The sequence below is a fragment of the Kitasatospora sp. NPDC058170 genome, assembly GCF_042883905.1.
Taxonomy (GTDB): Bacteria; Actinomycetota; Actinomycetes; order Streptomycetales; family Streptomycetaceae; genus Kitasatospora.
In genome coordinates this window covers 1-22,687 of sequence record NZ_JBHVUV010000009.1, presented here as the reverse complement: position 1 = coordinate 22,687, position 22,687 = coordinate 1, and the positions used below count along the sequence as shown (strand labels likewise).

The window sequence follows — 22,687 nt, the reverse complement described above, 5'->3', positions numbered from 1 at the left end:
AGCGGTGGTCAAGGCGCTCTCTCCTGGCGGCGATCGGCGGTGGATCCGGCAACCGGGCCGACCGGGGCAGGGGAGCACGGCGCGAACGCCTGGTGGCGTCGCGCGACGGTGGCATCCCCGGCCCGCCCGCGAGGCCCGGAAGTACTGCACGTGCTGCAGGGCCTCTGCGGGGAGGCCGTGGCACGCCGTCGGCAGGTACTCGGACTCGCGGGCTCTCAGGGGAGCCGCCCGCACACCGCTGCGGGGCAGTCCCGGACTCGCACCGGGTTCCCCTGCGTCGACAGCAGGATCGAGCATACATCTAGTGGTGTCCGCTCGATGCGACACCACATGTTGTGCGGCGCCGCGTGTCGGGACGATGACGGCGGGTGCGGGTGCGGCGCCCGGGGTGTCCGGCGGACGGCCGGTTTTGGGAACGGATTGGTTACCGGACGACCGGCCGTCGGGGTCATGCCCTACGATCTCGGCACATGAGCGAGGGAACGGGCGTACCGGCGGAGTGGACGCGTCAGCCGGCGCAGCCGGTGCCGGGTCAGCAGCCGGAAACGCCGGGTCAGGTGCCGCCGGGTCAGCCGCCCGTGCCGCCGCAGCAGCAGGGTGGGCCGGTGCCGCCGCCGCCCGGTGGCTTCGGACCGCCCGCGACCCCGTACGCGCAGCCGGGGGCCGGGGTGCCGCCGCAGGCCCCGCCGCCGGCGCCGCCGCACGTGCCGACCGGTCCGGGCGGCTACCCGCCGTCGGCCCAGACGGTGCCGATGCCCCCGGCGCAGCCGCAGCCGCAGTCGCACCCGTTGGCCCAGACCGTGCCGATACCTCCGGCGCAGCCGCAGCCGCAGCCGCTGGCCCAGACGCTGCCGATGCCTCCGGCGCAGCCGCAGGGCCCCGGCGGGCCGCCCCCGTACAACCAGTGGCCGCAGGCCGCCGCGCCGCAGTCCGCCGCCGAGCCGGACTGGGGCGCGATGGCGGACCGCCACGCGAACGAGTCCCGCAAGCGCAAGCGCCTGTGGATCGGCGCGGCGGCGCTGGCCGCCGTCGTGGTCGGCGGTGTGGTCGCGGCCGGCGTGTGGATCAACGGCGACGGCAAGGGCGGCGACCCCAAGCCGGCCGCCAGCTCCACCCCGGCCGGGGTGCCCACCGAGCAGGCGCTGGCCGTCATCTCGGACGCCGCCACCGACAAGCTCCCGGTCGACGCCGCGACGCTGTTCCCGGACCAGACCCGCACCGTCGACGGCAAGGTGTGGACCCGCAAGGTGACCGGGGCGACGTCCCCGTGCTCCAAGGCGACCACCGGCGGCCTCGGCCTCGCCCTCGGCGACGACACCTGCCGCTCGCTGGTCCGCGCGACGTACGTCAGCGGCGACAGCGCGGTGACGGTCGGCGTCGCGGTCTTCGACAACAAGGCGGGCGCGGACCGCGCGCTCGGCCGTCACGCCGGCCTGATCCAGGGTCTGGCCGGCCCCGGCGTGGCCATGTTCTGCGTGACCGACAAGTCGGGCTGCACGGAGACGCACGCCGCGATCGGCCGCTTCGGCTACTTCACCGTGGCGGGCTCGCTCAAGCAGACCCCGGACCAGGGCGACCCGGTGGCCTCGACCGCCGGCACCTCGCTCGCGGACCGCACCAAGGCGGTCCTGCTGGGCCGCGCCGGACACACCGGCTGAGCCTGCCGGAGGAGGCCGCCGGCGGACCGTCCGGCGGCCAACCGTCCCGGTGCGGACGGCAGATGGCTGTCCGATAGGATGACCGCCTTCGGGGGGAGGCACCGGCCTGCCCCAAAGCGCCCCCGAAACGGGGAATCAGCGAGCAGGAGGTACCGCGCGGTGAGCGCTGCCGTCAATGCGGCCAGCAGACGGCGCAGAGCGGCAGGCCGCAGACGCGGCAGCCCGGGCGAGCCCGTCCCGTCGATGCTGCTGCCGGCCCCGCCCACTTCGCAGGAGAAGTACAGCTACACCATCAGGCACCAGTGGGTGCTGACCCTCTGCTCGGTGGTCAGCTTCGCCTGCCTGGTGGTCAGCCAGGGTCAGCTGTACTCCGTGGGGTCGTGGTTCTGGCTCTGCGTGCCGTTCCTGTTCTTCACGGTCGTCTACTACCTGGTGTCGCTGCGCGTGAACAGTTTCACGCCGAACTTCGACATCAAGGAGCACCGCCGGCTGGTCCGGCAGTGGAAGCCCGACGAGCTCCCGACCGTGGACGTCTTCCTGCCGGTCTGCGGCGAGCCGATCGAGGTGCTGCACAACACCTGGACGTACGTGCGGAAGATGGCCGAGCACTACCCGGGCCTGGTGATGCCGTTCGTCCTGGACGACGCGGCGAACCCCGAGGTCGAGGCGATGGCCGCCGACTTCGGCTTCCGGTACGGCGTCCGGGAGAACCGGGGCTGGTTCAAGAAGGCCGGCAACCTGCACTACGGCTTCGGGCGCTCGGACGGCGAGTTCATCCTGATCCTCGACGCCGACTTCGCGCCCCGCCACGACCTGCTGCACGAGGTCCTGCCGTACCTGGAGCGGGACAGCAGGCTCGCCATCGTGCAGACGCCCCAGTTCTTCCGGGTGCTGGACTCGCAGAACTGGATCGAGCGCGGCGCCGGGGCGATCCAGGAGCTGTTCTACCGCTCGGTCCAGGTCGCCCGGCAGCGCAACGACGGCGCGATCTGCGTCGGCAGCTGCGCGGTCTACCGGCGGGCGGCGCTGGAGGAGAACGGCGGCACCACGCTGATAGCCCACTCCGAGGACGTCCACACCGGCTTCGACCTGCGCGCCCTCGGCTGGGACCTGCAGTACGTACCGGTGGCGCTGTCCACCGGTGTCTGCCCGGACAACGCGGGGGCCTTCCAGAACCAGCAGTACCGCTGGTGCATGGGCTCGATGTCGCTGATGACCAGCCGGAAGTTCTGGCAGACCAAGCTCGACTTCACCACCCGGCTCTGCTACATCTCCGGGTTCCTGTACTACATCCACACCGCGCTGCTGACCTTCGCGCTGCCGATGCTGCCGATCATGCTGCTGCTCTGGCGGCCCGACCTGCTCAGGGTCGAGCACCTGACGCTCGTCATCCCCAGCCTGGTGTACGCGACCCTGATCTTCCCGCTCTGGCACCGGGCGCCGTACCGCCTGGAGGCCTGGGCCGGCCGGATGATGTACGGCTGGGCGCACTTCTTCGCGGTCTGGGACCTCGTCCGCGGGCGCGAGCGCGGCTGGCAGCCGACCGGTTCGAGCAAGGCGAAGAACCGCCAGCGGCGGTTCTGGACCGGCATCATCGTCTGGGGCGCGGGCTCCGCGCTGGTCTGGGTGGTCGCGGCGGTCTACCGGATGTTCACCATGTACCCGCTGGACTTCGCCCTGGTCCTCTCCTCAGGCCTGTTCTACGCGGTGACCGTCGGCCGCATCCTCATCCAGCCCCGATCCCAGGACGCAGTGGCATGACGCTCCACACCACCTCCGGACCGGGCAGCCGGGCCCGCTCCGGGCTGGTCCGCGCGCTCGCGGCGGCCCTGCTGCTGTTGCCGCTGGCGGCCTGCGACCTGCTCGGCGAGAAGCCGCTCGGCCCGGTGGCCGCCGCTCCGGCCCCGGCCCCGACCGCCTCCGGCACGGCCACCGCCGGGGCGTCGCCGGCCGCCTCCGGCACGGCCCCCGCGCCGACCACGGCGGCGCCCGCCAACCTGCCGTACGACGTCCGGCCGCTGCTCAAGCCGGCGAAGAAGTACATCGGGGTGGCCGTGGACGGCGCCCCGCAGTCGATGACCGGCGTGGACGAGTTCGCGACGAAGGCCGGCAAGCGGCCGAACATCGTCGAGTACTACTCCGGCTGGGGCGACGAGTACGACGTCAAGGGCGTGACCAACGCCTGGGCGGCCGGGGCGATGCCGTTCATCGCCTGGGAGCCGTACAAGACGCCGCTGGCGGACATCGCGGCGGGCAAGCACGACGACTACGTCAAGCGGTACGCGGCCGCCGTGCGCAACACCAACATCCCGGTGGCGATCAGCTTCGCCCACGAGTTCAACGGCACCTGGTACGACTGGGGCACCAAGACCACCACCGCCGCCGACTTCGTCGCCGCCTACCAGCACCTGCACGACGTGTTCACCCAGCTCGGCGTCGGCCAGGTGATCTGGGTGTGGAGCCCGAACAGCATCAACCCGGTGCCGACGGTGACGCTCAAGCAGTACTACCCCGGTGACACCTACGTCGACTGGGTGGGGATCGTGGCGTACTACACGCACCTCGAAGCGGGCACCTTCGACACCCTGTACACGCCCACCCTCACCCAGATCCGCACCTTCACCGGCAAGCCCTGGATCATCGCCGAGACCGGCTCCGAACCCGGCGCCCGCAAACCGGCCGACATCTTCAACCTCGCCGCCAACGTGCTGAAGCGCCCCGACTGCCTGGGCTTCATCTGGTTCAACCTCAACAAGGAGGTCGACTGGCGGATCGAGAGCGATCAGCAGTCCCAGACCGCCTTCAAGCAGGCGGTCTCCGACGGCCGCTACAGCTTCGATGTGAAGAGCCCCTGATGACGTCCTCCCCTGCGCACCGCACCCGCCGCCGGGTCCCCGGCCCGAGACCGGAGGCCGCCGACGGCCGCCGCGCCGACGGCCCGTCCGTCGAGGCCCCGCCCGCCGGGCCGCCGGCCGCCGAGCCGCCGTCCGCCGGGCAGTCGCCCGCCGAGGCGGCGCACGGCGAGCCGCTGCCCGTCGAGGACGGGCCGGTCCGGATCCCCGACACCGGAGGGTCCTGGTTCGAGAGCCCCCGCCCGCAGCCGGCCCGTTCGCACGAGGCCCGCCCGCGGGAGGCCCGTTCGCACGAGGCCCTGCCGCACGAGGCGCCGCTCGACGGCGACGCCGAGCAGCCCGGGCCGCGCCGCGGGCGCCGCCGGGCGCCGGGGGCCGAGCAGGAGCAGCCGGTACCCGCCGCCCCCGCCGAGGAGGGACCGGCCGAGCCCGCACAGGCGCTGCCCGGGCCGCGCCGCGGCCGCCGCCGGGCGCCCGGGGTCGAGCAGGAGCAGCCGGTACCCGCCGCCCCCGCCACCGACGAACCGGCCGAGCCCGCGGAGCCGGACCCGGACCCGGACCCGGCGCGGGAACCGGAGTCGGAGGCCGGACCCCGCCGCGGCCGCCGCCGGGCCGCCGAGGCCGACACGGCCGACGAGGTCGACGAGGGCCCCGGCTACACCCTGCCGCCGGTGCCCGAGGCCAGCTGGACGCTCGACTCCGGCCGCCGCCGCTCCTGGGTCAGCCGGGCCCTGCTGATCGCCATCCTGGCGATCCAGACCGCGATGTCCGTGCGCCTGTCGAACACCGCGTTCCAGGACGAGGCGCTGTACATGTACGCCGGACACGCGCAGCTGTCCCACTGGATGTACGGCACCCCGATGCCGAAGGACTACAACAGCTACTTCTCCGGCTCGCCGACGCTCTACCCGATCCTGGCCGCGGTGGTGGAGAACCACTTCGGCATGCTCGGGGTGCGGCTGTTCAGCCTGCTCTCCATGCTGGGCTCCACCGCGCTGCTCTACGGCTTCAGCCGACGGCTGTTCAACGAGCGCGTCGCGCTCGGCGCGGCGGCGATGTTCGCGGTCACCCAGTCCACCGTGGTGCTGGGCTTCTTCGCGACCTACGACGCCCCGGCGGTGCTGCTGCTCGCGCTGGCGATCTGGATCGTGGTGCGCAGCGACCGGGCGCCCGCCGCCGTCGTCCTGGCGGCCGCACCGGTCGCGGTGCTGGCGGTCGGACTGAAGTACGCCTCGGCGCTCTACCTGCCCAGCCTGGTGCTGCTCGCGGTGCTGACCGGGCGGCGCGAGGGCGCCCGCCAGCCGCTGCTGCGCGGGGTGCTGCTGGCGGCCGGCTCGGGTGGGCTGCTCTGGCTCGGGATGACCTTCACCGACGTCCTCAAGGGCGTCCAGGCGACCACCACCCAGCGCGAGCACGGCACCGAGCCGTGGACGGAACTCGCCCGCCAGTGCGTGGAGTTCAGCGGCCTGATGTTCGTCACCGCGGTCGGCGGCGCGATCGCCTACGCGCTGCGCGGCCGGATGAACGAGTCCCCGCTGGTGCGTACGATGACCGGCCCGGGCCGGCGCCGGCGGGTCCTGCTCGGACTGCTGCTGACCGGCACCGCGCTGCTCGCCCCGGCCTACCAGATGCACCTGAACACCTCGGTGGCGCTCTACAAGCACCTCGGCTTCGGCCTGCTGTTCGCCGCGCCGATGGCCGGCATCGGCCTGGCCCGACTGGTCGGCCCGCACTTCCGGCACCCGCAACTGGGCATCCTGCTCTGGGTGGTGGCGCTCGCGCTCGGCCTCACCCAGTCGACCTGGCGGTTCGACACCTGGCCGGACTCCACCCGGATGACCGAGGTGCTGCGCCAGCACGTCACCAGCACCGGCCGCTACCTCGCCTCGGCCGACAACGTCCCGGTGTACTACACCCGGGACCTGACCCTGCAGAGCCAGTGGACGTCCACCTACGGCATCGGGTACGTCGACAAGGCCGACAAGCTGCACACCGGCGACGACGGCTACCGGACGGCCATCGCGGACGGCTGGTTCGACCTGGTGGTGCTGGACGGGGTCGCCACCCCGGGCACCGACCGGGTGGTGGCGGAGGCGATCGCGCAGAGCCCGCATTACCGACTGCTCGGGCGCATTCCCTTCACACACGTGGGTGGAACCGGGTACTACCGGATCTGGGTCAAACAGTAGCGATGACCACCTCCACCAGTGCGACGGGTGCGTCGGCGGCCTGGCCGCCGGTCCCGGGCCACCCGCCGATGCCCCCGTCCCCGCCCGCGCCCGCGGCCGCGCCCCCCACGGCGCCGCCGCCCCCGCCCGCGCCCCCGGCCGTGCCCCCGGCCCCCACCGCGCCCTCGGCTCCCGGCGCGGCGCCACCGGTCCCGGCCGCGCCCGAGGCCGGTGAGCAGGCCCCGCCGTGGCGGGCCGCCCTCGGCACCGCCCTGCCGCCCGCGCTGCTCACCCTCGCGCTCTGCCTGTACGGCATCCAGGACCGCCAGCTCTGGCGGGACGAGCACGCCTCCTGGTGGGCGGCCACGCTGTCCTGGTCCGACCTCGGCACCCTCACCGGGAACATGGACCTGGTGCTGGCCCCCTACTACCTGCTGCTGCACCTGTGGGTCTCGGTGGCCGGCGAGTCCGAGGCCGCGCTGCGGATCCCCTCGGCGCTCGCGATGGCCGCCGCCGCCGGCTGCGTGGCGCTGCTCGGGCGGCGGCTGCTCTCCCCCCGGCTGGGCCTGCTCGCCGGCGTGCTGTTCGCGGTCTGCCCCAGCATCACCTGGTACGGCCAGGACGCCCGGCCGTACGCCTTCGCCGTCCTGGCGGCCTCCGGCAGCACCCTGCTGATCACCCGGATCGTCCAGGACCGCAGGCCCGCCGCGACCGGACTGCGGCCGGTGCTGCTGCTCTGGACCGGCTACGCGCTCACCGTGGTCGCCATGGGACTCACCCACCTGGTGACGCTGATGGTGCTGCCCGGCCACCTGCTGCTGGTCGCCCGCGAGTTCCGCCGCGGCGCGGACGACGCGGGGGCCCGCTGGATGCTGGTCGGCCGGTGGGCGGTGGCCTCGGCCGCCGCGGTGCTGCTGCTGAGCCCGCTGCTGCTGCTCGGCGCCGGGCAGAGCGGCCAGATCGCCTGGAACGGGCGCGACTGGAGCGACCTCGGCGAACTCGTGAAGGACCTGGCAGGCTCCTCGGCGCTCGGCTGGACCCTGCTGCCGCTGGGCGTGCTCGGCGCGGTGGGCCTGCTGCTGCTCCGCCAGCAGGTCGGTCCGCTGATCTGCTGGGCGCTGGTGCCGGTGCTGGTCACCGTGGCGACCGCGCACTGGCTGCACCTGTTCCTGGCCCGCTACCTGCTCTTCACGGTGCCCGCCTGGATGCTGCTCACCGCGGCCGCGATCGGCCGGCTGCCCGGGCTGGTCGCCCAGCTCACCGCCTCCCGGACCCCGCCGCGCTGGGTGGTCGGCCCGGTTCCGCCGGTGGTGGCCTTCGCGCTGGCCGCCGTGCTGGCCTGGCCGGCCCAGGCCGACGTCCGGGACGACCTGGGCGGGGAGGCGGACGCCCGCGCCGCCGCCGGGGTGATCAGCGCCGGACTCCACCCCGGGGACGGCGTGGTGTTCGAGCCGACCAGCTCGATGCGCCGGGCCCTCGCCTACGAGTTGCGCGACCGTCCGGCTCCGAAGGACACCCTGCTCTGGGTGACCGCGCAGCAGGCCGGCAGCTTCGGCGCGCTGGAGTGCGAGGAGCCGGCCCGCTGCATGGCCGGGGTCCAGCGGATCTGGCTGCTGGTGGCGAGTGCGGACCGCCGGCCGTACGGCAGCGTGTCGGACAAGGTGGCCAAGGAGCTGAAGCAGTTCCACGCCGTCCGCACCGAGGCGGTGCCCAACCTCCGGGTGGTACTGCTGGAGCGCACCAGGGGCAAGCCCTAGTGCCGCGTCAGGCAACCTTCGCCCCGTCGCGACGCCCGGCACGCACTCTCGCCGCACCGGCCGAAAGCCCAAGTACGTCCAGTACGAGGGCTTCCGGCCGGCACGCCGATAGCACGCACCGGACGCCGCTCCTTGACGGGCAAAAGTTGCCTGACGCGGCACTAGGAACCGCCCCGAGGCCCGCTCAGAACGCCAGGCTGTACACCATCAGGTCCATGCCCGGGTACGGCGCCCAGTCCCGCTCGGGGGTGCGGCGGAAGCCGACGCGCTCGTAGAGGCGGTGGGCGGCCGTCATCTCGGGGCGGGTGGAGAACGCCATGCCGGCCAGGCCCAGTTCGCGGCTGCGGGCCAGCGAGGCGCGGACCAGGGCCTCGCCGACACCCCGGCCGCGGGCGGCCGCGGCGGTGGCGAGCATCCGGATCTCGCCCTCGTGCGGGTCGGCGATGTCGGCCCACTCGGTGCCGCCCACGGCGAAGGTCACGCAGCCGAGCACCCGTCCGTCGGCCGGGTCGACCGAGACGAGGACTTCGGCCTCCCGGGCCCGGCGGGCGGCGTCGCGCAGGAGGTCGACGTAGCGGCTCTCGGGCGAGGTGTAGCCGTCGCCGACGAAGGCCTCGACGGTGATGCGGCCGGCGGCTTCGAGGTCCTCGGTGCGGGCTCGGCGGATGACGGTGTCCATCCGGCCAGTGTGCCGGAGCCGGCCGCGACGGCCCGAGCCGGGTCCGGGCAGGTGGCCGGGCCTGCGGCCGGGCGGGCGGCCGGGCGTGCGTCGGCGCGGGCGGTCCGGCGTGCGGTGGCGCGGCCGGCCGGTACGGCCGCCGGGCGGTCGGCGGCGGGCAGGGCGGGGGAGTCGGCGGCGGGGTCGGCGGACGGGCGCAGGGAGGCGGCCGGCATGGTGCCGTACAGCCGGTCGGGCAGGGCGGGTTCGACGGGGTAGCCGCCGGGCCGGTGCCAGTTGTCGCGGCCGGTGGCGGTGCCCCGGGCCACCTCGCGGCCGATCAGGGTGCCGAGCAGGCCGAACCCGCCGACGGCACCGGCCAGGGCGAGGGCGCTTGCGAGCGTGTCGGAGTCCATGGCTCCACTCTCGCGGGGCCGCCCGGACACCACGAGTGGCAGGAATGACCGATTGCATCGAAATCCTGCCACCAACCCCTTCCCGTCGGGCCGTCCGGGAGGGCATCCTGGGCGGCATGCTGACGAACGTGGTCGCGGTGGTGCTGGAGGAGCTCCACCCCTTCGAGCTCGGGGTGGCCTGCGAGGTCTTCGGCCTGGACCGCACCGACGAGGGCCTGCCCGGGTACGACTTCGCGATCGCGGGCGCCCGGCCCGGACCGCACCGCACCCACGCGGGCTTCACGGTGGACGTCCCGCACGGCCCGGAGCGGCTGGCCGAGGCCGACCTGGTGATCGTCACGGCGACGACCCTGCGCGAGGAGTACCCGCAACCGCTGGTCGACGCCCTCCGGTCCGCCGTGGACGGCGGCGCCCGGGTGCTGTCGATCTGCAGCGGCGCCTTCGTCCTCGGCGCCGCCGGGCTGCTCGACGGGCGCAGCTCCACCACGCACTGGCGGCACGCCGACGAGCTGGCCCGGCGCTTCCCGCTCACCCGGGTCGAACCGGACGTGCTCTACGTGGACGACGACCCGGTGATCACCTCGGCCGGGACGGCGGCCGGCATCGACGCCTGCCTGCACCTGGTGCGCCGGCTCCAGGGGGCCGAGGTGGCCCGGGGGATCGCCCGCCGGATGGTGGTGGCGCCGCACCGGGAGGGCGGGCAGGCCCAGTTCGTGGCCCGCCCGCTGCCCGAGGGGGACGGCGACTCGCTCGCCCCGCTGCTCGACTGGATGCGCCACCACCTGGACCAGGAGTCCACCGTGGAGCAGCTGGCCGCCCGGGTCCACATGTCGCCGCGCACCTTCGCCCGCCGCTTCCAGCAGGAGACCGGCACCACCCCGCACCGCTGGCTCACCGGGCAGCGCCTGCTGCTCGCGCAGCGGCTGCTGGAGTCCACCACCGAGCCGGTGGACGCGATCGCGGCCAGCTGCGGCTTCGGCAACGCGGCCACCCTGCGCCACCACTTCGGGCGCCGGCTGGGCACGACCCCGCTGGCCTACCGCCGCTGCTTCGCCGAACCCGTCACCGGCTGAGCCGGCTGAGCCGAACCCCACGCGGCCTACGGCGCCCCCGCCAGGTGCCCGGTGTCGTTCCAGTGCGCCGGCCGCAGCCGGCCGCCCTCGGCGCGCCAGAGGCTGGTCGAGCAGTTGCGCACCGGCTCCAGCGCGGTGAGCCGCGCCTCGGTCAGCCGGTCCAGCACGTACCGGAGCATCAGCACCGTGCAGTCGTGCCCGACCAGCAGCACCGGCCGCCCGGCCTCCTCCTCGCCCAGGTCGCGCAGCAGGCTGCGCATCCGCAGCGCCACGTCGGCCCAGGACTCGCCGCCGGGCGGGCGGTAGTACAGCTCGCCCATCTTGCGCCGTCTCGCGGCCTCCTCGGGGTACTTGGCCTCGATCGCCGCCTTGGGCAGCATCTCCAGCACGCCCAGTTCGCGGTCGCGCAGCCGCTCGTCGTAGCGCACGTTCAGCGACACCGGTACCGCGCCGAGCCCGGCGGCCTGGGCGAGCGCGATCCGGGCCGTCTCGGTGGTGCGGACGTACGGCGAGCACCAGACGCTGCGCGGGCGGTCGGCGCTGGGCAGCGCGGCCCACCACAGGCCCAGCGCCTGGGCCTGCTGCTGGCCCTGCAGCGAGAGCGGGATGTCCGCGTCCCGGCAGCTGATCGGCACGCTCAGCGCACCGGCCGCCTCGGCCAGCTGGAACTCCACGTTGGCGGTGGACTCGCCGTGCCGGGTGGCGATCAGGACGGACGGCAGCCGGTGGGCGGCGGCCGGTGCGGTGGGCGGTGCGCCGTGGGTGGACTGGTACTGGCCGTTGAGAGTGGTGCCGAGTTCTGCCATCGCCGCTTCTCCCCGTGATCGATGCCGGTGCGATCAGTTGCCGGCCGTCCGGCGGTCCGGTCTGGTCTGGTCGTGCTGGATGGTGCTCTGGGTGTGCGGCCGTTCATACATATGATCGCGCCGCCTTCTCCAGTGTTCACGGAGAAGGCGGCGCGATCACAGGGCGCGCGCGGGGCGTATCAGTGCGCCGCCACGGGCTCCGGCGCGTTCTTCAGCTCTTCGTCGCCGGTTTCGGCGCTGTAGTCGCCCGGCCGGGTCTCGTCCGGCTGCTCGGGCGCCTTGAGCGCCCGCAGCACCACCGTGAGCACCACCGACACCGCCAGGTTGAGCACGAAGGCGGTCAGGCCGATGTAGCCCAGCTCGCCGATGCCGGGGATCTCGGTGGCGTTGCCGCCGAAGTGCTTGGTCGCCGGGCTGGCCAGTCCGTAGGCCTGCCAGGTGCCGTAGACCATGCCGGCCGCCCAGCCGGCGAACAGCGCCCAGTGGTGGAACCAGCGGGTGAACAGGCCGCCGACGATGGAGACGAAGGTCTGCAGGATCCACAGGCCGCCGAGCAGCTGCAGGTTGATCGCGGCCTGCTTGTCCATGGTGAGCACGAAGGCCAGCGCGCCGACCTTCACCAGCAGCGAGGCGAGCTTGGCGACCCTGGTCTCGTCGGCCGGGGTGGCGGTGGGCTTCAGGTACTCCTTGTAGACGTTGCGGGTGAAGAGGTTGGCCGCGGCGATCGACATGATGGCGGCCGGCACCAGCGCGCCGATCCCGATCGCCGCGAAGGCGACGCCGGTGAACCAGTCCGGGAACATGTTCTCGAACAGCTGCGGGACCGAGAGCTGGGTGTTGAACTTCTTGTCGCCCTTGCCGACGCCCGCCGCGATGGCCATGAAGCCGAGCAGCGCCAGCAGGCCCAGCATCAGCGAGTACGCGGGCATGATCGCCATGTTGCGGCGCACGGTGTTGCGGGACTTGGAGGCCAGCACGCCGGTCACCGAGTGCGGGTACATGAACAGCGCCATCGCCGAGCCGAGGGCCAGCGTGGCGTACGTCCACTGCTTGTTCTCCGGCACGGTCAGCGAGCCGGCCGCCTTGGGGGCGCTGAACTTCTCGCCGACCGCGTCGAAGATGTGCCCGTAGCCGCCGAGCCGCATCGGGATGTAGATCACCGCGACGATGATCACGATGTAGATCAGGGTGTCCTTGACGAAGGCGATCAGCGCCGGCGCCCGCAGCCCGGAGGAGTAGGTGTAGGCGGCCAGCACGCCGAAGGCGATGAACAGCGGCAGGTCCTTGACGAACCAGTTGGCGTTCTCGCCGCCGCCGACGCCCAGCACGTCCAGCACCGCCTGGATGCCGACCAGCTGCAGGGCGATGTACGGCATGGTGGCCAGGATCCCGGTCAGCGCCACCACGAGGGACAGCGGACGCGATCCGTACCGCCCGCGCACGAAGTCGGCCGGGGTGACGTACCCGTGCACCCGGGAGACCGACCAGAGCCGCGGCAGGAAGAGGAAGACCAGCGGGTAGGCGATGATCGTGTACGGCACCGCGAAGAACCCGGCCGCGCCGGTCGCGTAGACCGCCGCCGGGACGGCGACGAAGGTGTACGCGGTGTAGAGGTCCCCGCCGAGCAGGAACCAGGTGATCCAGGTCCCGAAGCTGCGGCCGCCCAGACCCCACTCGTCCAGGTGCTGGGCGTCGTCCGCCCGGCGCCAGCGCGAGGCGAGGAAGCCCATCACGGTGACCAGCGCGAAGAAGAGCACGAAGACGACCAGGGCGGGCACGTTGACGCCGTTCATCGCGCGCCACCCGCCTTCCGGACGGCCTTGCGGGCCTTCTCGTCCCGGTTGATCAGCAGGTACGCGGCCACCGTGAAGACGGCCGAGATCGGCACCCAGAGCAGCTGGTACCAGTAGAAGAAGGGGACACCACCGACCTCGGGGTCGGTCTTGTCGTAGGAGGACACCCAGAGCATCGCGACGATCGGCACGAGCAGGGCGAGTCCGGCCAGCACCCGCTCCGGCGTCACGGCCGGGATCGACCCGGGTGGCTCGGGCATGACAGGTTCGGTGGGATGGAGGTCTGACGACATGGTTCGGCTCCGCTCCGGAGGGGTCACCCCGTCGGCGCCGCAGCCCAGCGGGCACCGCACGCCCCCCTGAGCCCGCCGAGCAGCACCACTGGTGATCGACAGTCAGTACGGGTGCGAAATCTAGAGCATGGAGTGATCTGTGTCACCGGAAACGGCGGAACTTCCCGGTATCCGGACGCGCGCGAGCCCCGGCACGCGCGTCGCGCGCCGGGGCTCGGCAGCTCAGGGGGCCGGGGCGGCCGGAGGCCTACTCCGGGCGCTTGAGGCGGGTGATGAACTTGTAGCGGTCGCCGCGGTAGATCGAGCGCACCCACTCGACCGGCTGGCCCTCGGCGTCGAAGGAGTGCCGGGAGAGCTGGAGCATCGGCAGTCCGAGGTCGGAGCCGAGCAGGCCGGCCTCGCGCGGGTTGGCGAGGGTGGTCTCGATGGTCTCCTCGGCCTCGGCCACGGTGACCGCGTACACCTCGCGCAGGGCGGTGTACAGGGAGTTGTGCTTGGCGAGGTTGCGGCGCAGCGCGGGGAAGCGCTTGGCGGAGAGGTGGGCGACCTCGATGGCCATCGGGTCGCCGTTGGCCAGGCGCAGCCGCTCGATCCGCAGCACCCGGCCGCCGGGCTTGATGTCCAGCAGCGGTGCGAGGTGCTCGTCGGCGGTGATGTAGCCGATCTCGATCAGCCGGGAGGTGGGCTCCAGGCCCTGGGCCCGCATGTCCTCGGTGTAGGAGGTCAGTTGGAGGGCCTGGGCGACCTTGGGCTTGGCGACGAAGGTCCCCTTGCCCTGGATGCGCTCCAGTCGGCCCTCGACGACCAGCTCCTGGAGGGCCTGGCGCACGGTGGTGCGCGAGGTGTCGAACTGGGCGGCCAGGGCCCGCTCGGGCGGTACCGGGGTGCCGGCGGGCTGGGTCTCGGTGAGCTGCAGCAGGTGGCGCTTGAGGCCGTAGTACTTCGGCACCCGTGCGGTGGCGTCCCCGGCGGGCTGGCCCGGGGCGCTCTTCTCCTGGGGGTCGTTCACCTGGGCCGTGCTGCCCCCGTCGCTGCTCATCGGACCTGTCTCCCGCTTCTCGCAGGGCCTGTGGGTGCCCCGCCATATCGTTAACGGCTCACATCGTTGCATGTATGGCTACGGAACGAATACCTCATCACGCGATGAACGATGTGCGGTGTCGGCTTGATAACGGGTGGTCCTGATAGGTCGAACAGCCGTTGACAGGCCCATTGGTCTAGGCCAAGCTCCAGGCATCTGGTCTACACCACTAGGCCGGTAACTATGAATCCCCCCACCCGTTCGCTGGGGACCGCGGCACCTTTCCTCCCGCTTTATGTGGGTCTGCCGCTGCCACCCGACGGGGGTAACCCAGGCATCCCTCAGGAGGATGGCGTGAAGCGTCAGCTCATCGCGGCGGTCGGCGTCGCAGCAATGGTCGTCGGCCTGGCGGCCTGCGGCTCGGACGGCAAGAAGGACAGCGACAACACCGCGAGCGGTTCGTCCTCCTCCGCCGCCACCAAGAACTACAGTGGCAAGACGCTGACCGTGTGGACGATGGACGGCTCCGCCCCCAAGGGCTGGACGGACTCGGTCAAGGCCGACTTCGAGACCGCCTACCCGGGCTCGAAGGTCGACTTCCAGGTCCAGCCGTGGAACGGCATCGGCCCGAAGGTCACCGCCGGTCTGTCCGAGGGCTCCGTCGACGTCCTCGAGGTCGGCAACACCCAGACCGCGGGCTACGCCGCCACCGGTGGTCTGCTCGACATCACCAAGGACAAGGCCGCCCTGGGCGGGGCCGACTGGGCCGCCAACCAGAACGAGGCCGCGATCCTGGACGGCAAGCAGTACGCCGCCCCGTGGTTCGTCACCAACCGCGTCGTCGCCTACAACAAGGACCTGTGGGCCAAGGCCGGCCTGACCGCCACGCCGAAGACCCTGGACGAGCTCTACGCGGACTTCGACAAGCTGAAGGCCACCGCGGGCGTCACCGACGCGATCTACATGCCGGGCCAGGAGTGGTACGTCTACTTCGGTCTGCTCACCAGCGAGGGTGGCAAGCTCGCCAAGAAGGACGGCGACAAGTGGGCCGGTGGCCTGTCCACCCCCGAGGCGCAGAAGGCCTTCGACATCTACAAGAAGCTGCAGAGCTACTCGACCACTGCCCCGAAGGACAAGGACGAGGCCACCCCGCAGCAGAAGGACGTCTTCGGCAAGGGCGACATCGGCGCCATGATCGGCCTCGGCTGGGAGCTCCCGGACGAGAAGACCATGCCGAAGGACAAGATCGGCTTCTTCCCGCTCCCGGGCAAGACCGCTGACAAGGCCTCCAGCGTCTTCCTCGGCGGCTCGAACCTGGCCATCTCGGCGACCAGCAAGAACACCGACATGGCGAAGGACTTCCTGAAGATCGCCCTCAACGACAAGAACGAGGGTCTGGTCGCCGCCGCGGGCAACGTCCCGAACAAGGCCGCGCTGAACAGCCAGGTCGCCGGTGACTTCGCCAAGGCCGCCCTCCCGGCCGCCTCCAACGGTGCGATCACCCCGAACGTCCCGACCTGGGCGAGCGTCGAGAACGAGCCGAACCCGATCAAGGGCTTCCTGACCGGCGCCCTCACGGGCGACTACGCCGCGGCCGCCAAGAAGGCCGACGACGAGATCGCGAAGCGTCTGAACGCCAAGCAGTAAGCAAGTCGAGCGGCGTCGCTCACCGACTCCCGGCGGGGGGCCGGTGAGCGGCGCCTGTCCGTCGTGGCCAGGTTGTTAGGAAGAGAGAACGATGGCTGTGCATTCGGAGCGGGTGCAGACACAGTCCCCGGAGTCAGGGAAGGCTGCTGTGGCCAGTATCGAGAAGGGCGCCGTCGACCGCGCCCAGGGCACCCCGAAGAAGAGCGGCAGACCGGCGGCCCGGGCCGGCATCGGCTCCCGCCTCCTGCCGTACCTGCTGCTGCTGCCGGCCGTCGTGGCGACCCTGGCCCTGCTGGGCTGGCCGCTGCTCAAGACCGTGCTGCTGTCGTTCCAGAACCTCAACAGGCGGCAGTTCATCCTGCACCTGACCGAGTGGAACGGCCTGGAGAACTACACCGAGCAGCTCAAGGACCCGGACTTCTGGGCCGTCACCGGCCGCACGGTGGCGTTCACCGTGGTCAACGTGGTCCTGATCATGGTCGGCGGCACCCTGATCGGCCTTCTGCTCAACCGCCTCGGCAAGAAGATGCGGCTGCTGCTCTCCCTCTCGCTGATCCTCGCCTGGGCGATGCCGGTGGTCGCGGCGACCACGGTCTACACCTGGCTCTTCGACCAGCACTTCGGCGTGGTCAACTGGTTCCTGGACAAGCTGGGCTGGCACTCGATGGCCACCTTCAGCTGGACCGAGGGCCAGTACACGACGTTCTTCGTGATCATCCTGCTGATCGTCTGGGGCTCGGTCCCCTTCGTGGCCTTCAACATGTACGCCGCCCTGACCACCATCCCGAAGGAGCTCTACGAGGCTGCCCGGATGGACGGGGCCGGCGCGTTCAAGATCTTCGGCTCGGTGGTGTTCCCGAACCTGAAGCCCTTCTTCCTGGCCACGACCTTCCTTGAGGTCATCTGGGTCTTCAAGGCCTTCACCCAGGTCTACCTGATCAACCACGGCGGGCCCGACTCGCTCACCCGGACCCTCCCGGTCCACGCCTTCCTCGAAGGCAGCGGTGCCCAGCGCTTCGGCGTCGGCTCCGCGATCGCGGTGCTCACCATCCTGATGCTGGGTGCGCTGATGGCGTACTACTTCCGGATCATTCTGAAGCAGGAGGACGAGCTGTGAGGCGCTCGCTCATCGGACGTACGTGGCCGAACGTCATCGCGGTCGTCCTCTTCGTCTTCTTCATCTTCCCCGTCTACTGGATGTTCTCGACTGCCTTCAAGCAGGACAACGACATCATCAGCCGGACGCCGGTGTTCCTCCCGCTGAACCCGACCCTCGAGCACTTCGACAAGGCCGTCCACGCCCCGAACTTCTGGACGTACGTCACCAACAGCCTCACCGTCACGATCAGCGCGGTGCTGATCTCGCTGGTGATCGCGACCCTGGCGTCCTTCGCCATCGCCCGGATGAAGTTCCGCGGCCGCAAGACCTTCGTCCTGGTCGTCATGGTCGCCCAGATGGCGCCGTGGGAGGTCATGACCATCGGCGTCTACATGATCTCCCGCGACAACGACCTGCTGAACAGCCTCGTCCCGCTGACCATCTTCTACATGATGATGGTCCTGCCCTTCACCATCTGGACGCTGCGCGGCTTCATCGCCGCGGTGCCGAAGGAGCTGGAGGAGTCGGCGATGGTGGACGGCTGCACCCGCAGCCAGGCCTTCGTGAAGGTGATCTTCCCGCTGCTGGCCCCGGGCCTGATGTCGACCTCGCTGTTCGGCTTCATCACCGCCTGGAACGAGTTCCCGCTCGTCCTGTGGCTGAACAAGAAGGCCGAGAGCCAGACCCTCCCGCTCTGGCTGTCCTCGTTCCAGACCAACTTCGGCACGGACTGGGGCGCCACCATGGCCGCCTCGACCCTGTTCGCCATCCCGATCCTGATCCTGTTCGTCTTCCTGCAGCGCAAGGCTGTCGGCGGACTGACCGACGGCGCCGTGAAGGGCTGATCGACCGTGAGCATCCTCATCCCCACACTCCCGGTCAGTGACCAGCTGCACCGCGACGCCCTGACCGTCCTCCAGCCCGGCTTCGTCGGCACCGAGCCGCCCGAGTGGCTGCGCCGCCACCTGGAGGCCGGCCTCGGCTCGGTCGCCCTGTTCGACCGCAACGTGACCGACCTGGAGCAGCTCGCCGCGCTCACCTCGGCGCTGCGCGCGGAGAACCCCGACCTGCTGATCGCGATCGACGAGGAGAGCGGCGACGTCACCCGGCTGGAGGCGGGCTCCGGCTCGTCGTGGCCCGGCAACTTCGCCCTCGGCGCGATCGACGACCCGGCGCTGACCCGCGACGTGGCCCGCGAGCTGGGCCGGGCGCTGGCCGCCGCCGGCGTCAACTACAACTGGGCGCCCACCGCGGACGTCAACTCCAACCCGCGCAACCCGGTGATCGGCGTCCGCTCCTTCGGCGCCGACCCGGAGCTGTGCGCCCGGCACACCGCCGCCTGGGTCGAGGGCCTGCAGTCGGCCGGCGTGGCCGCCTGCTCCAAGCACTTCCCCGGGCACGGCGACACCGCGGTCGACTCGCACCACGGCCTGCCGGTGATCGACGTCGACCTGGACGTGCTGCGCGCCCGCGACCTGATCCCGTTCGAGGCCGCGATCGCGGCCGGGACCAAGGCCGTGATGACGGCCCACATCATGATCCCGGCGCTCGACCCCGAGCTCCCGGCCACGCTCAGCCCCCGGGTGCTGCGCGACCTGCTGCGGGCCGCCCCGGCCGACGGCGGTCTCGGCTACCAGGGCCTGATCGTCAGCGACGCGATCGAGATGGGTGCCATCGCCGACACCTTCGGCATGGGCGACGGCACCGTGCTGGCCCTGGCGGCGGGCGCGGACGCGATCTGCGTCGGCGGCGGGCTGGCCGACGAGGAGACCGTGCTGCTGCTGCGCGACGCCATCGTGGCGGGCGTGCAGGCCGGCCGGCTCCCCGAGGAGCGGCTGGCGGACGCCGCCGCCCGGGTGCGCGCACTCGGCAGCTGGGGCCGGATCGAGGGCCAGCGCGAGCGGCCGGAGCCCGACCTCGCGGTCGGCCTACGCGCCGCCCGCCGGGCGCTGCGGGTGGTCCGGGCGCCGGGCCGGGAGGCCCTGCCGGTGACCGAGCGCCCGTACGTGGTCTCGTTCTCCGCCGAGCCCAACATCGCGGTCGGGGACGTGACCCCGTGGGGCGTGGCCGGCATGCTGGCCGACCGCTTCCCCGGCACCCGGACCCTGGAGGTCGGCCCGGACGCCGCCGCCGCGGAGCGCCTGGAGGCCCTGGTCGCCGAGGTGGTGGCCGGCGCCGAGGGCCGCCGCCTGGTGCTGGTGGTCCGCGACGCCCACCGGCACGAGTGGATGTCGGCCGCGCTGTCCCGTCTGGTGGCGGCCCGTCCGGACGCCGCGGTGGTCGAGATGGGCCTGCCGCAGTCCGAGCCGGTCGGCGCGCTGCACATCGCCACCCACGGCGCCGCCCGGGTCTGCGGGCTGGCGGCCGTCGAGGTGCTCACCGGACAGCCGGGAGCGATCGGCTGAGTCCCCGTCGGACCGGTCACCCAGGGTGCCGGAGGGCATCGTGAGAGCGGGCCCGTCATGCGCATGGCGCATGACGGGCCCGCTCTGTTTTTCACCGGCGCTGACCTGCGGGTTCGCTGTCTGTCGGTGTTCCCTCAAATCGGTCTTAAGTCAGCCTTAAGTTCTACTTAGGGTAATGATGCCGCAACTGATCGCCACGGGGTACAACAGGTCTGCAACGTCCCCTCCGGGCAGGCCATTTGGCGTTGACACCGGCAGTGGTCTAGGCCAGAGTCCACTGCATCCGGTTCGAAATTAAACCTCACCGGATGTGGTATCAGCCCTTCCCGAAGCTCCTCGTTGCCTTGCCCGGGCCGTCCCGGCGGGCGCCATCACGCTGCCGGCGGGCACTGGCTCTAGCACCCTCGGAGGATGGCGTGAAGAAGCGCCGGCTCATCGCGACGTTCGGAATCATGGCGCTGGCCGCCGGATTGACGGCCTGTTCCTCGGGCGACTCCCCGTCGGGGGACGCCAAGTCCGCCGGCGCGGATCCGAAGACGGCCACCGGCACGGTCACCGTCTGGCTGATGGACGACGCCCAGAAGAACTGGCCCGACCTGGTGCAGCGGGTGAACGACGAGTTCGCGGCCAAGTACCCGCACGTCACCCTGAAGCTCTCCTACCTGGGGTGGGCCGAGAAGGTCGGCAAGCTCGACCGGGCCATCGCCGACGGCAACGCCCCGGACGTGGTGGAGCTCGGCAACACCGAGACCATGAAGTACGTCCTGTCCGGCGCGCTGGCGCCGGTGGAGCGGACCAGCTTCGACAACGCGGACTCCTGGATCAAGGCGCTGGCCAACACCTGCACCTACCAGGACAAGCTGTGGTGCGTGCCGTACTACGCGGGCGCCCGGGTCGCGATCTACAACTCCGGGGCGTTCCAGGCGGCCACCGGCAGCGCCGACTTCCCGAAGACCGAGGACGAGCTGCGGGCGGCCCTCGACAAGATCGCCGACAAGAACAAGGCCGACAAGACCTTCTCGCCGGTGTACCTGCCCGGTCCGTACTGGTACGCCGCGATGAGCTACGTCTCCGCGTACGGCGGCACCATCGCCCGGTTCGACAGCGCCGGCAACTGGCACGGCACCCTGCACGACGCCAAGTCCCAGCAGGGCATCACCCACTTCGTCGACCTGGTGCGCAAGTACAACAAGGGCGACCTGGCGCTCAACGAGCAGAACCAGTTCGAGGCGATGGCCCGCGGGCACGCCGCGTCCTTCTACGGCAACGGCTACGAGGCGGCCAGCGTGACCGCCCCGGTCACCGGCGACCCGAGCCTCAAGGACGCGGTCAAGGTGGCCACCATGCCCGGCCCGGAGGGCAAGCCGCTGCCGACCTTCATCGGCGGCTCGGACCTCGCCGTCACCGCCAAGTCGCCGTCCGCGGCGCTGGCCGCCGACTGGATCCGGTTGTTCACCAGCACCAAGTCGCAGCAGGCGCTGGCGGACAAGGACATCCTGCCGAACAACCTGACCCAGCTGAACCCGCTGAAGAGCAAGCCGGCCACCGCCGCCGCGGCCAACGCGGTGCCGGACGCCTGGTTCACCCCGCTGGCCCCCGGCTGGGGCGCGGTGGAGAAGCAGAAGATCCTGCCGGACATGCTGACCCAGATCCTCAAGGGCAAGTCCGTGGACCAGGCCACCAAGGAGGCCGACGCCGCGATCGACCTGCTGATCAACAACCCGTCCTGACGGGTCCGCCGAGCCCTCGGGAGCGCCCTCCGGTCCACCGGGGGGCGCTCTCGAATGTGCTCCACGGGGGAGCCCCCCGTAGGATTGCCGCAGGAATCACCGCAGCGAGTGTGCGGACTCGCCGCCGTAGAGGTCCCGCCGGGCAATCCGCCCTGGCGGGGTAGAACCATCTCATCGGAGGCACATCCAGATGTCCGACACGCAGACTGTTTCCGTCCCGGGCCGGATCATGGCGGCGGAGATGGCCGAGCAGCCGGCCGTCCTCCAGCGCATCCTCGACGAGGGCGCCCCGAAGATCCGCGAGATCGCGGCCGAGATCGCCGCCCGCAACCCGCGCTTCGTCCTGCTGACCGCGCGCGGCACGTCCGACAACGCGGCCCTGTACGCCAAGTACCTGATCGAGATCCTGCTCGGCAAGCCGGCCGGCCTGACCTCGATGTCCACCACCACCGCGTACGGCGCCAAGCCGGACCTCACCGACGTGCTGGTGATCACCGTCAGCCAGTCGGGCGGCTCGCCCGACCTGGTGGCCTCCACCAAGGCCGCCCGCGAGGCCGGTGCCATCACCCTGGCGGTCACCAACAACGCCGCCTCGCCGCTGGCCGAGGTCTCCGAGTTCCACATCGACGTGCTGGCCGGTCCGGAGAAGGCCCTCCCGGCCACCAAGACCTACACCGCCGAGCTGCTGGCGCTCTACCTGCTGGTCGAGGGCCTGCGCGGCGGCGACGGCTCGGCCGCCAAGGAGCTGCCGGCCCTGGCCGCCGGCATCCTGGCCCGCCAGGCCGAGGTGAAGGCCCTGGCCGAGCGCTACCGCTTCGCCCAGCGCCTGGTCATCACCTCGCGCGGCTACGGCTACCCGACCGCCCGCGAGGCGGCGCTGAAGCTGATGGAGACCACCTACATCCCGGCCTCCCCGTTCTCCGGCGCCGACCTGCTGCACGGCCCGCTGGCGATGGTCGACAACGTCTCCCCGGTCATCGCCATCGTCCCGGACGGCAAGGGCGGAGAGGCCCTGCAGCCCGTCCTGGACCGCCTGCGCGGCCGCGGTGCGGACCTGGTGGTCATCGGCCAGCAGGCGCAGGTGGACGCCGCCTCCGCCGGCTTCGCGCTGCCGGCCGGGGTGCCCGAGGAGGTCCAGACGATCCTGGAGATCCTGCCGCTCCAGCAGCTGGCCTACGAGGTCACCATCGCCCGCGGCCAGGACCCGGACGCCCCGCGCGCCCTGGCGAAGGTCACCGAGACCCACTGATCCGCCGCCCGCAGGGCGCAGAACGCCGAACCCCCGTCCACAGCCTGTGGACGGGGGTTCGG

General features: G+C 71.8%; 17 protein-coding genes and 1 riboswitch. Of the genes, 12 read left to right on the top strand and 5 right to left on the bottom strand.

Features of this window, described 5'->3' with window-relative positions; genetic code table 11:
• Positions 1-172: 172 nt before the first annotated feature.
• Positions 173-314, bottom strand: a riboswitch (cobalamin riboswitch).
• A 156-nt stretch (positions 315-470) separates the two neighbouring features.
• The 5 genes from ACFVVX_RS12150 (at position 471) to ACFVVX_RS12130 (ending at position 8,435) form a co-directional block, all read left to right on the top strand.
• Positions 471-1,658: a hypothetical protein gene (locus ACFVVX_RS12150; RefSeq protein WP_387944286.1), complete on the top strand. Its 1,188-nt coding sequence runs from the start codon at positions 471-473 to the stop codon at positions 1,656-1,658.
• A 243-nt stretch (positions 1,659-1,901) separates the two neighbouring features.
• Positions 1,902-3,419: a glycosyltransferase family 2 protein gene (locus ACFVVX_RS12145; RefSeq protein WP_387944632.1), complete on the top strand. Its 1,518-nt coding sequence runs from the start codon at positions 1,902-1,904 to the stop codon at positions 3,417-3,419.
• A complete protein-coding gene (locus tag ACFVVX_RS12140; protein WP_387944284.1) occupies positions 3,416-4,513 on the top strand; it encodes a glycoside hydrolase family 26 protein in 1,098 nt (365 codons plus the stop codon). Before ACFVVX_RS12145 ends, ACFVVX_RS12140 begins: the two co-directional genes overlap by 4 nt.
• Positions 4,513-6,699: an ArnT family glycosyltransferase gene (locus tag ACFVVX_RS12135; RefSeq protein WP_387944282.1), complete on the top strand. Its 2,187-nt coding sequence runs from the start codon at positions 4,513-4,515 to the stop codon at positions 6,697-6,699. Before ACFVVX_RS12140 ends, ACFVVX_RS12135 begins: the two co-directional genes overlap by 1 nt.
• A 2-nt stretch (positions 6,700-6,701) precedes the next feature.
• The gene (locus ACFVVX_RS12130) at positions 6,702-8,435 is read left to right on the top strand and encodes a glycosyltransferase family 39 protein (RefSeq protein WP_387944280.1); all 1,734 of its coding nucleotides are present in this window, start codon (positions 6,702-6,704) and stop codon (positions 8,433-8,435) included.
• Positions 8,436-8,619: 184 nt separating this feature from the next.
• Here the strand turns inward: ACFVVX_RS12130 and ACFVVX_RS12125 are convergent, their stop codons facing one another.
• Positions 8,620-9,114, bottom strand: a complete 495-nt coding sequence (locus ACFVVX_RS12125; protein WP_387944278.1) for a GNAT family N-acetyltransferase — start codon at positions 9,112-9,114, stop codon at positions 8,620-8,622.
• Positions 9,115-9,625: 511 nt separating this feature from the next.
• Here ACFVVX_RS12125 and ACFVVX_RS12120 point away from each other — a divergent pair.
• On the top strand, positions 9,626-10,582 hold the full coding sequence (locus ACFVVX_RS12120) for a helix-turn-helix domain-containing protein (RefSeq protein ID WP_387944276.1): 957 nt from the start codon (positions 9,626-9,628) through the stop codon (positions 10,580-10,582).
• A gap of 26 nt (positions 10,583-10,608) precedes the next feature.
• On the opposite strand, the gene ACFVVX_RS12115 is transcribed toward ACFVVX_RS12120, so the two are convergent.
• The 4 genes from ACFVVX_RS12115 to ACFVVX_RS12100 form a co-directional block, all read right to left on the bottom strand.
• Positions 10,609-11,388 carry a histidine phosphatase family protein gene (locus tag ACFVVX_RS12115; RefSeq protein ID WP_387944274.1) on the bottom strand — a complete coding sequence of 260 codons (780 nt, stop codon included), beginning with the start codon at positions 11,386-11,388 and terminating at the stop codon, positions 10,609-10,611.
• A gap of 179 nt (positions 11,389-11,567) precedes the next feature.
• Positions 11,568-13,181 carry a monocarboxylate uptake permease MctP gene (gene mctP / locus ACFVVX_RS12110; RefSeq protein WP_387944272.1) on the bottom strand — a complete coding sequence of 538 codons (1,614 nt, stop codon included), beginning with the start codon at positions 13,179-13,181 and terminating at the stop codon, positions 11,568-11,570.
• Positions 13,178-13,441, bottom strand: coding sequence for a DUF3311 domain-containing protein (locus tag ACFVVX_RS12105; protein WP_387944270.1), 264 nt, complete (start codon positions 13,439-13,441; stop codon positions 13,178-13,180). Before ACFVVX_RS12105 ends, mctP begins: the two co-directional genes overlap by 4 nt.
• A gap of 280 nt (positions 13,442-13,721) precedes the next feature.
• Positions 13,722-14,513, bottom strand: a complete 792-nt coding sequence (locus tag ACFVVX_RS12100; RefSeq protein ID WP_387944268.1) for a GntR family transcriptional regulator — start codon at positions 14,511-14,513, stop codon at positions 13,722-13,724.
• Between the two features lie 336 nt (positions 14,514-14,849).
• Between ACFVVX_RS12100 and ACFVVX_RS12095 the strand changes: the two genes are divergently transcribed.
• From ACFVVX_RS12095 to ACFVVX_RS12070, 6 genes are all read left to right on the top strand, one after another.
• Complete coding sequence (locus ACFVVX_RS12095; RefSeq protein ID WP_387944266.1) at positions 14,850-16,142, top strand: extracellular solute-binding protein; 1,293 nt, start codon at positions 14,850-14,852, stop codon at positions 16,140-16,142.
• A gap of 91 nt (positions 16,143-16,233) precedes the next feature.
• The gene (locus tag ACFVVX_RS12090; protein WP_387944264.1) at positions 16,234-17,259 is read left to right on the top strand and encodes a carbohydrate ABC transporter permease; all 1,026 of its coding nucleotides are present in this window, start codon (positions 16,234-16,236) and stop codon (positions 17,257-17,259) included.
• Positions 17,256-18,086, top strand: a complete 831-nt coding sequence (locus ACFVVX_RS12085) for a carbohydrate ABC transporter permease (protein WP_387944262.1) — start codon at positions 17,256-17,258, stop codon at positions 18,084-18,086. Before ACFVVX_RS12090 ends, ACFVVX_RS12085 begins: the two co-directional genes overlap by 4 nt.
• Before the next feature lie 6 nt (positions 18,087-18,092).
• Entirely contained in the window at positions 18,093-19,646 is a 1,554-nt protein-coding gene (locus ACFVVX_RS12080; protein WP_387944260.1) for a glycoside hydrolase family 3 protein, read from the top strand.
• A gap of 452 nt (positions 19,647-20,098) precedes the next feature.
• Positions 20,099-21,376 (top strand): extracellular solute-binding protein, encoded by a 1,278-nt coding sequence (locus tag ACFVVX_RS12075; protein WP_387944630.1) that lies wholly within the window; start codon positions 20,099-20,101, stop codon positions 21,374-21,376.
• A 190-nt stretch (positions 21,377-21,566) separates the two neighbouring features.
• Positions 21,567-22,625: an SIS domain-containing protein gene (locus ACFVVX_RS12070; protein WP_387944258.1), complete on the top strand. Its 1,059-nt coding sequence runs from the start codon at positions 21,567-21,569 to the stop codon at positions 22,623-22,625.
• Positions 22,626-22,687: the final 62 nt, after the last annotated feature.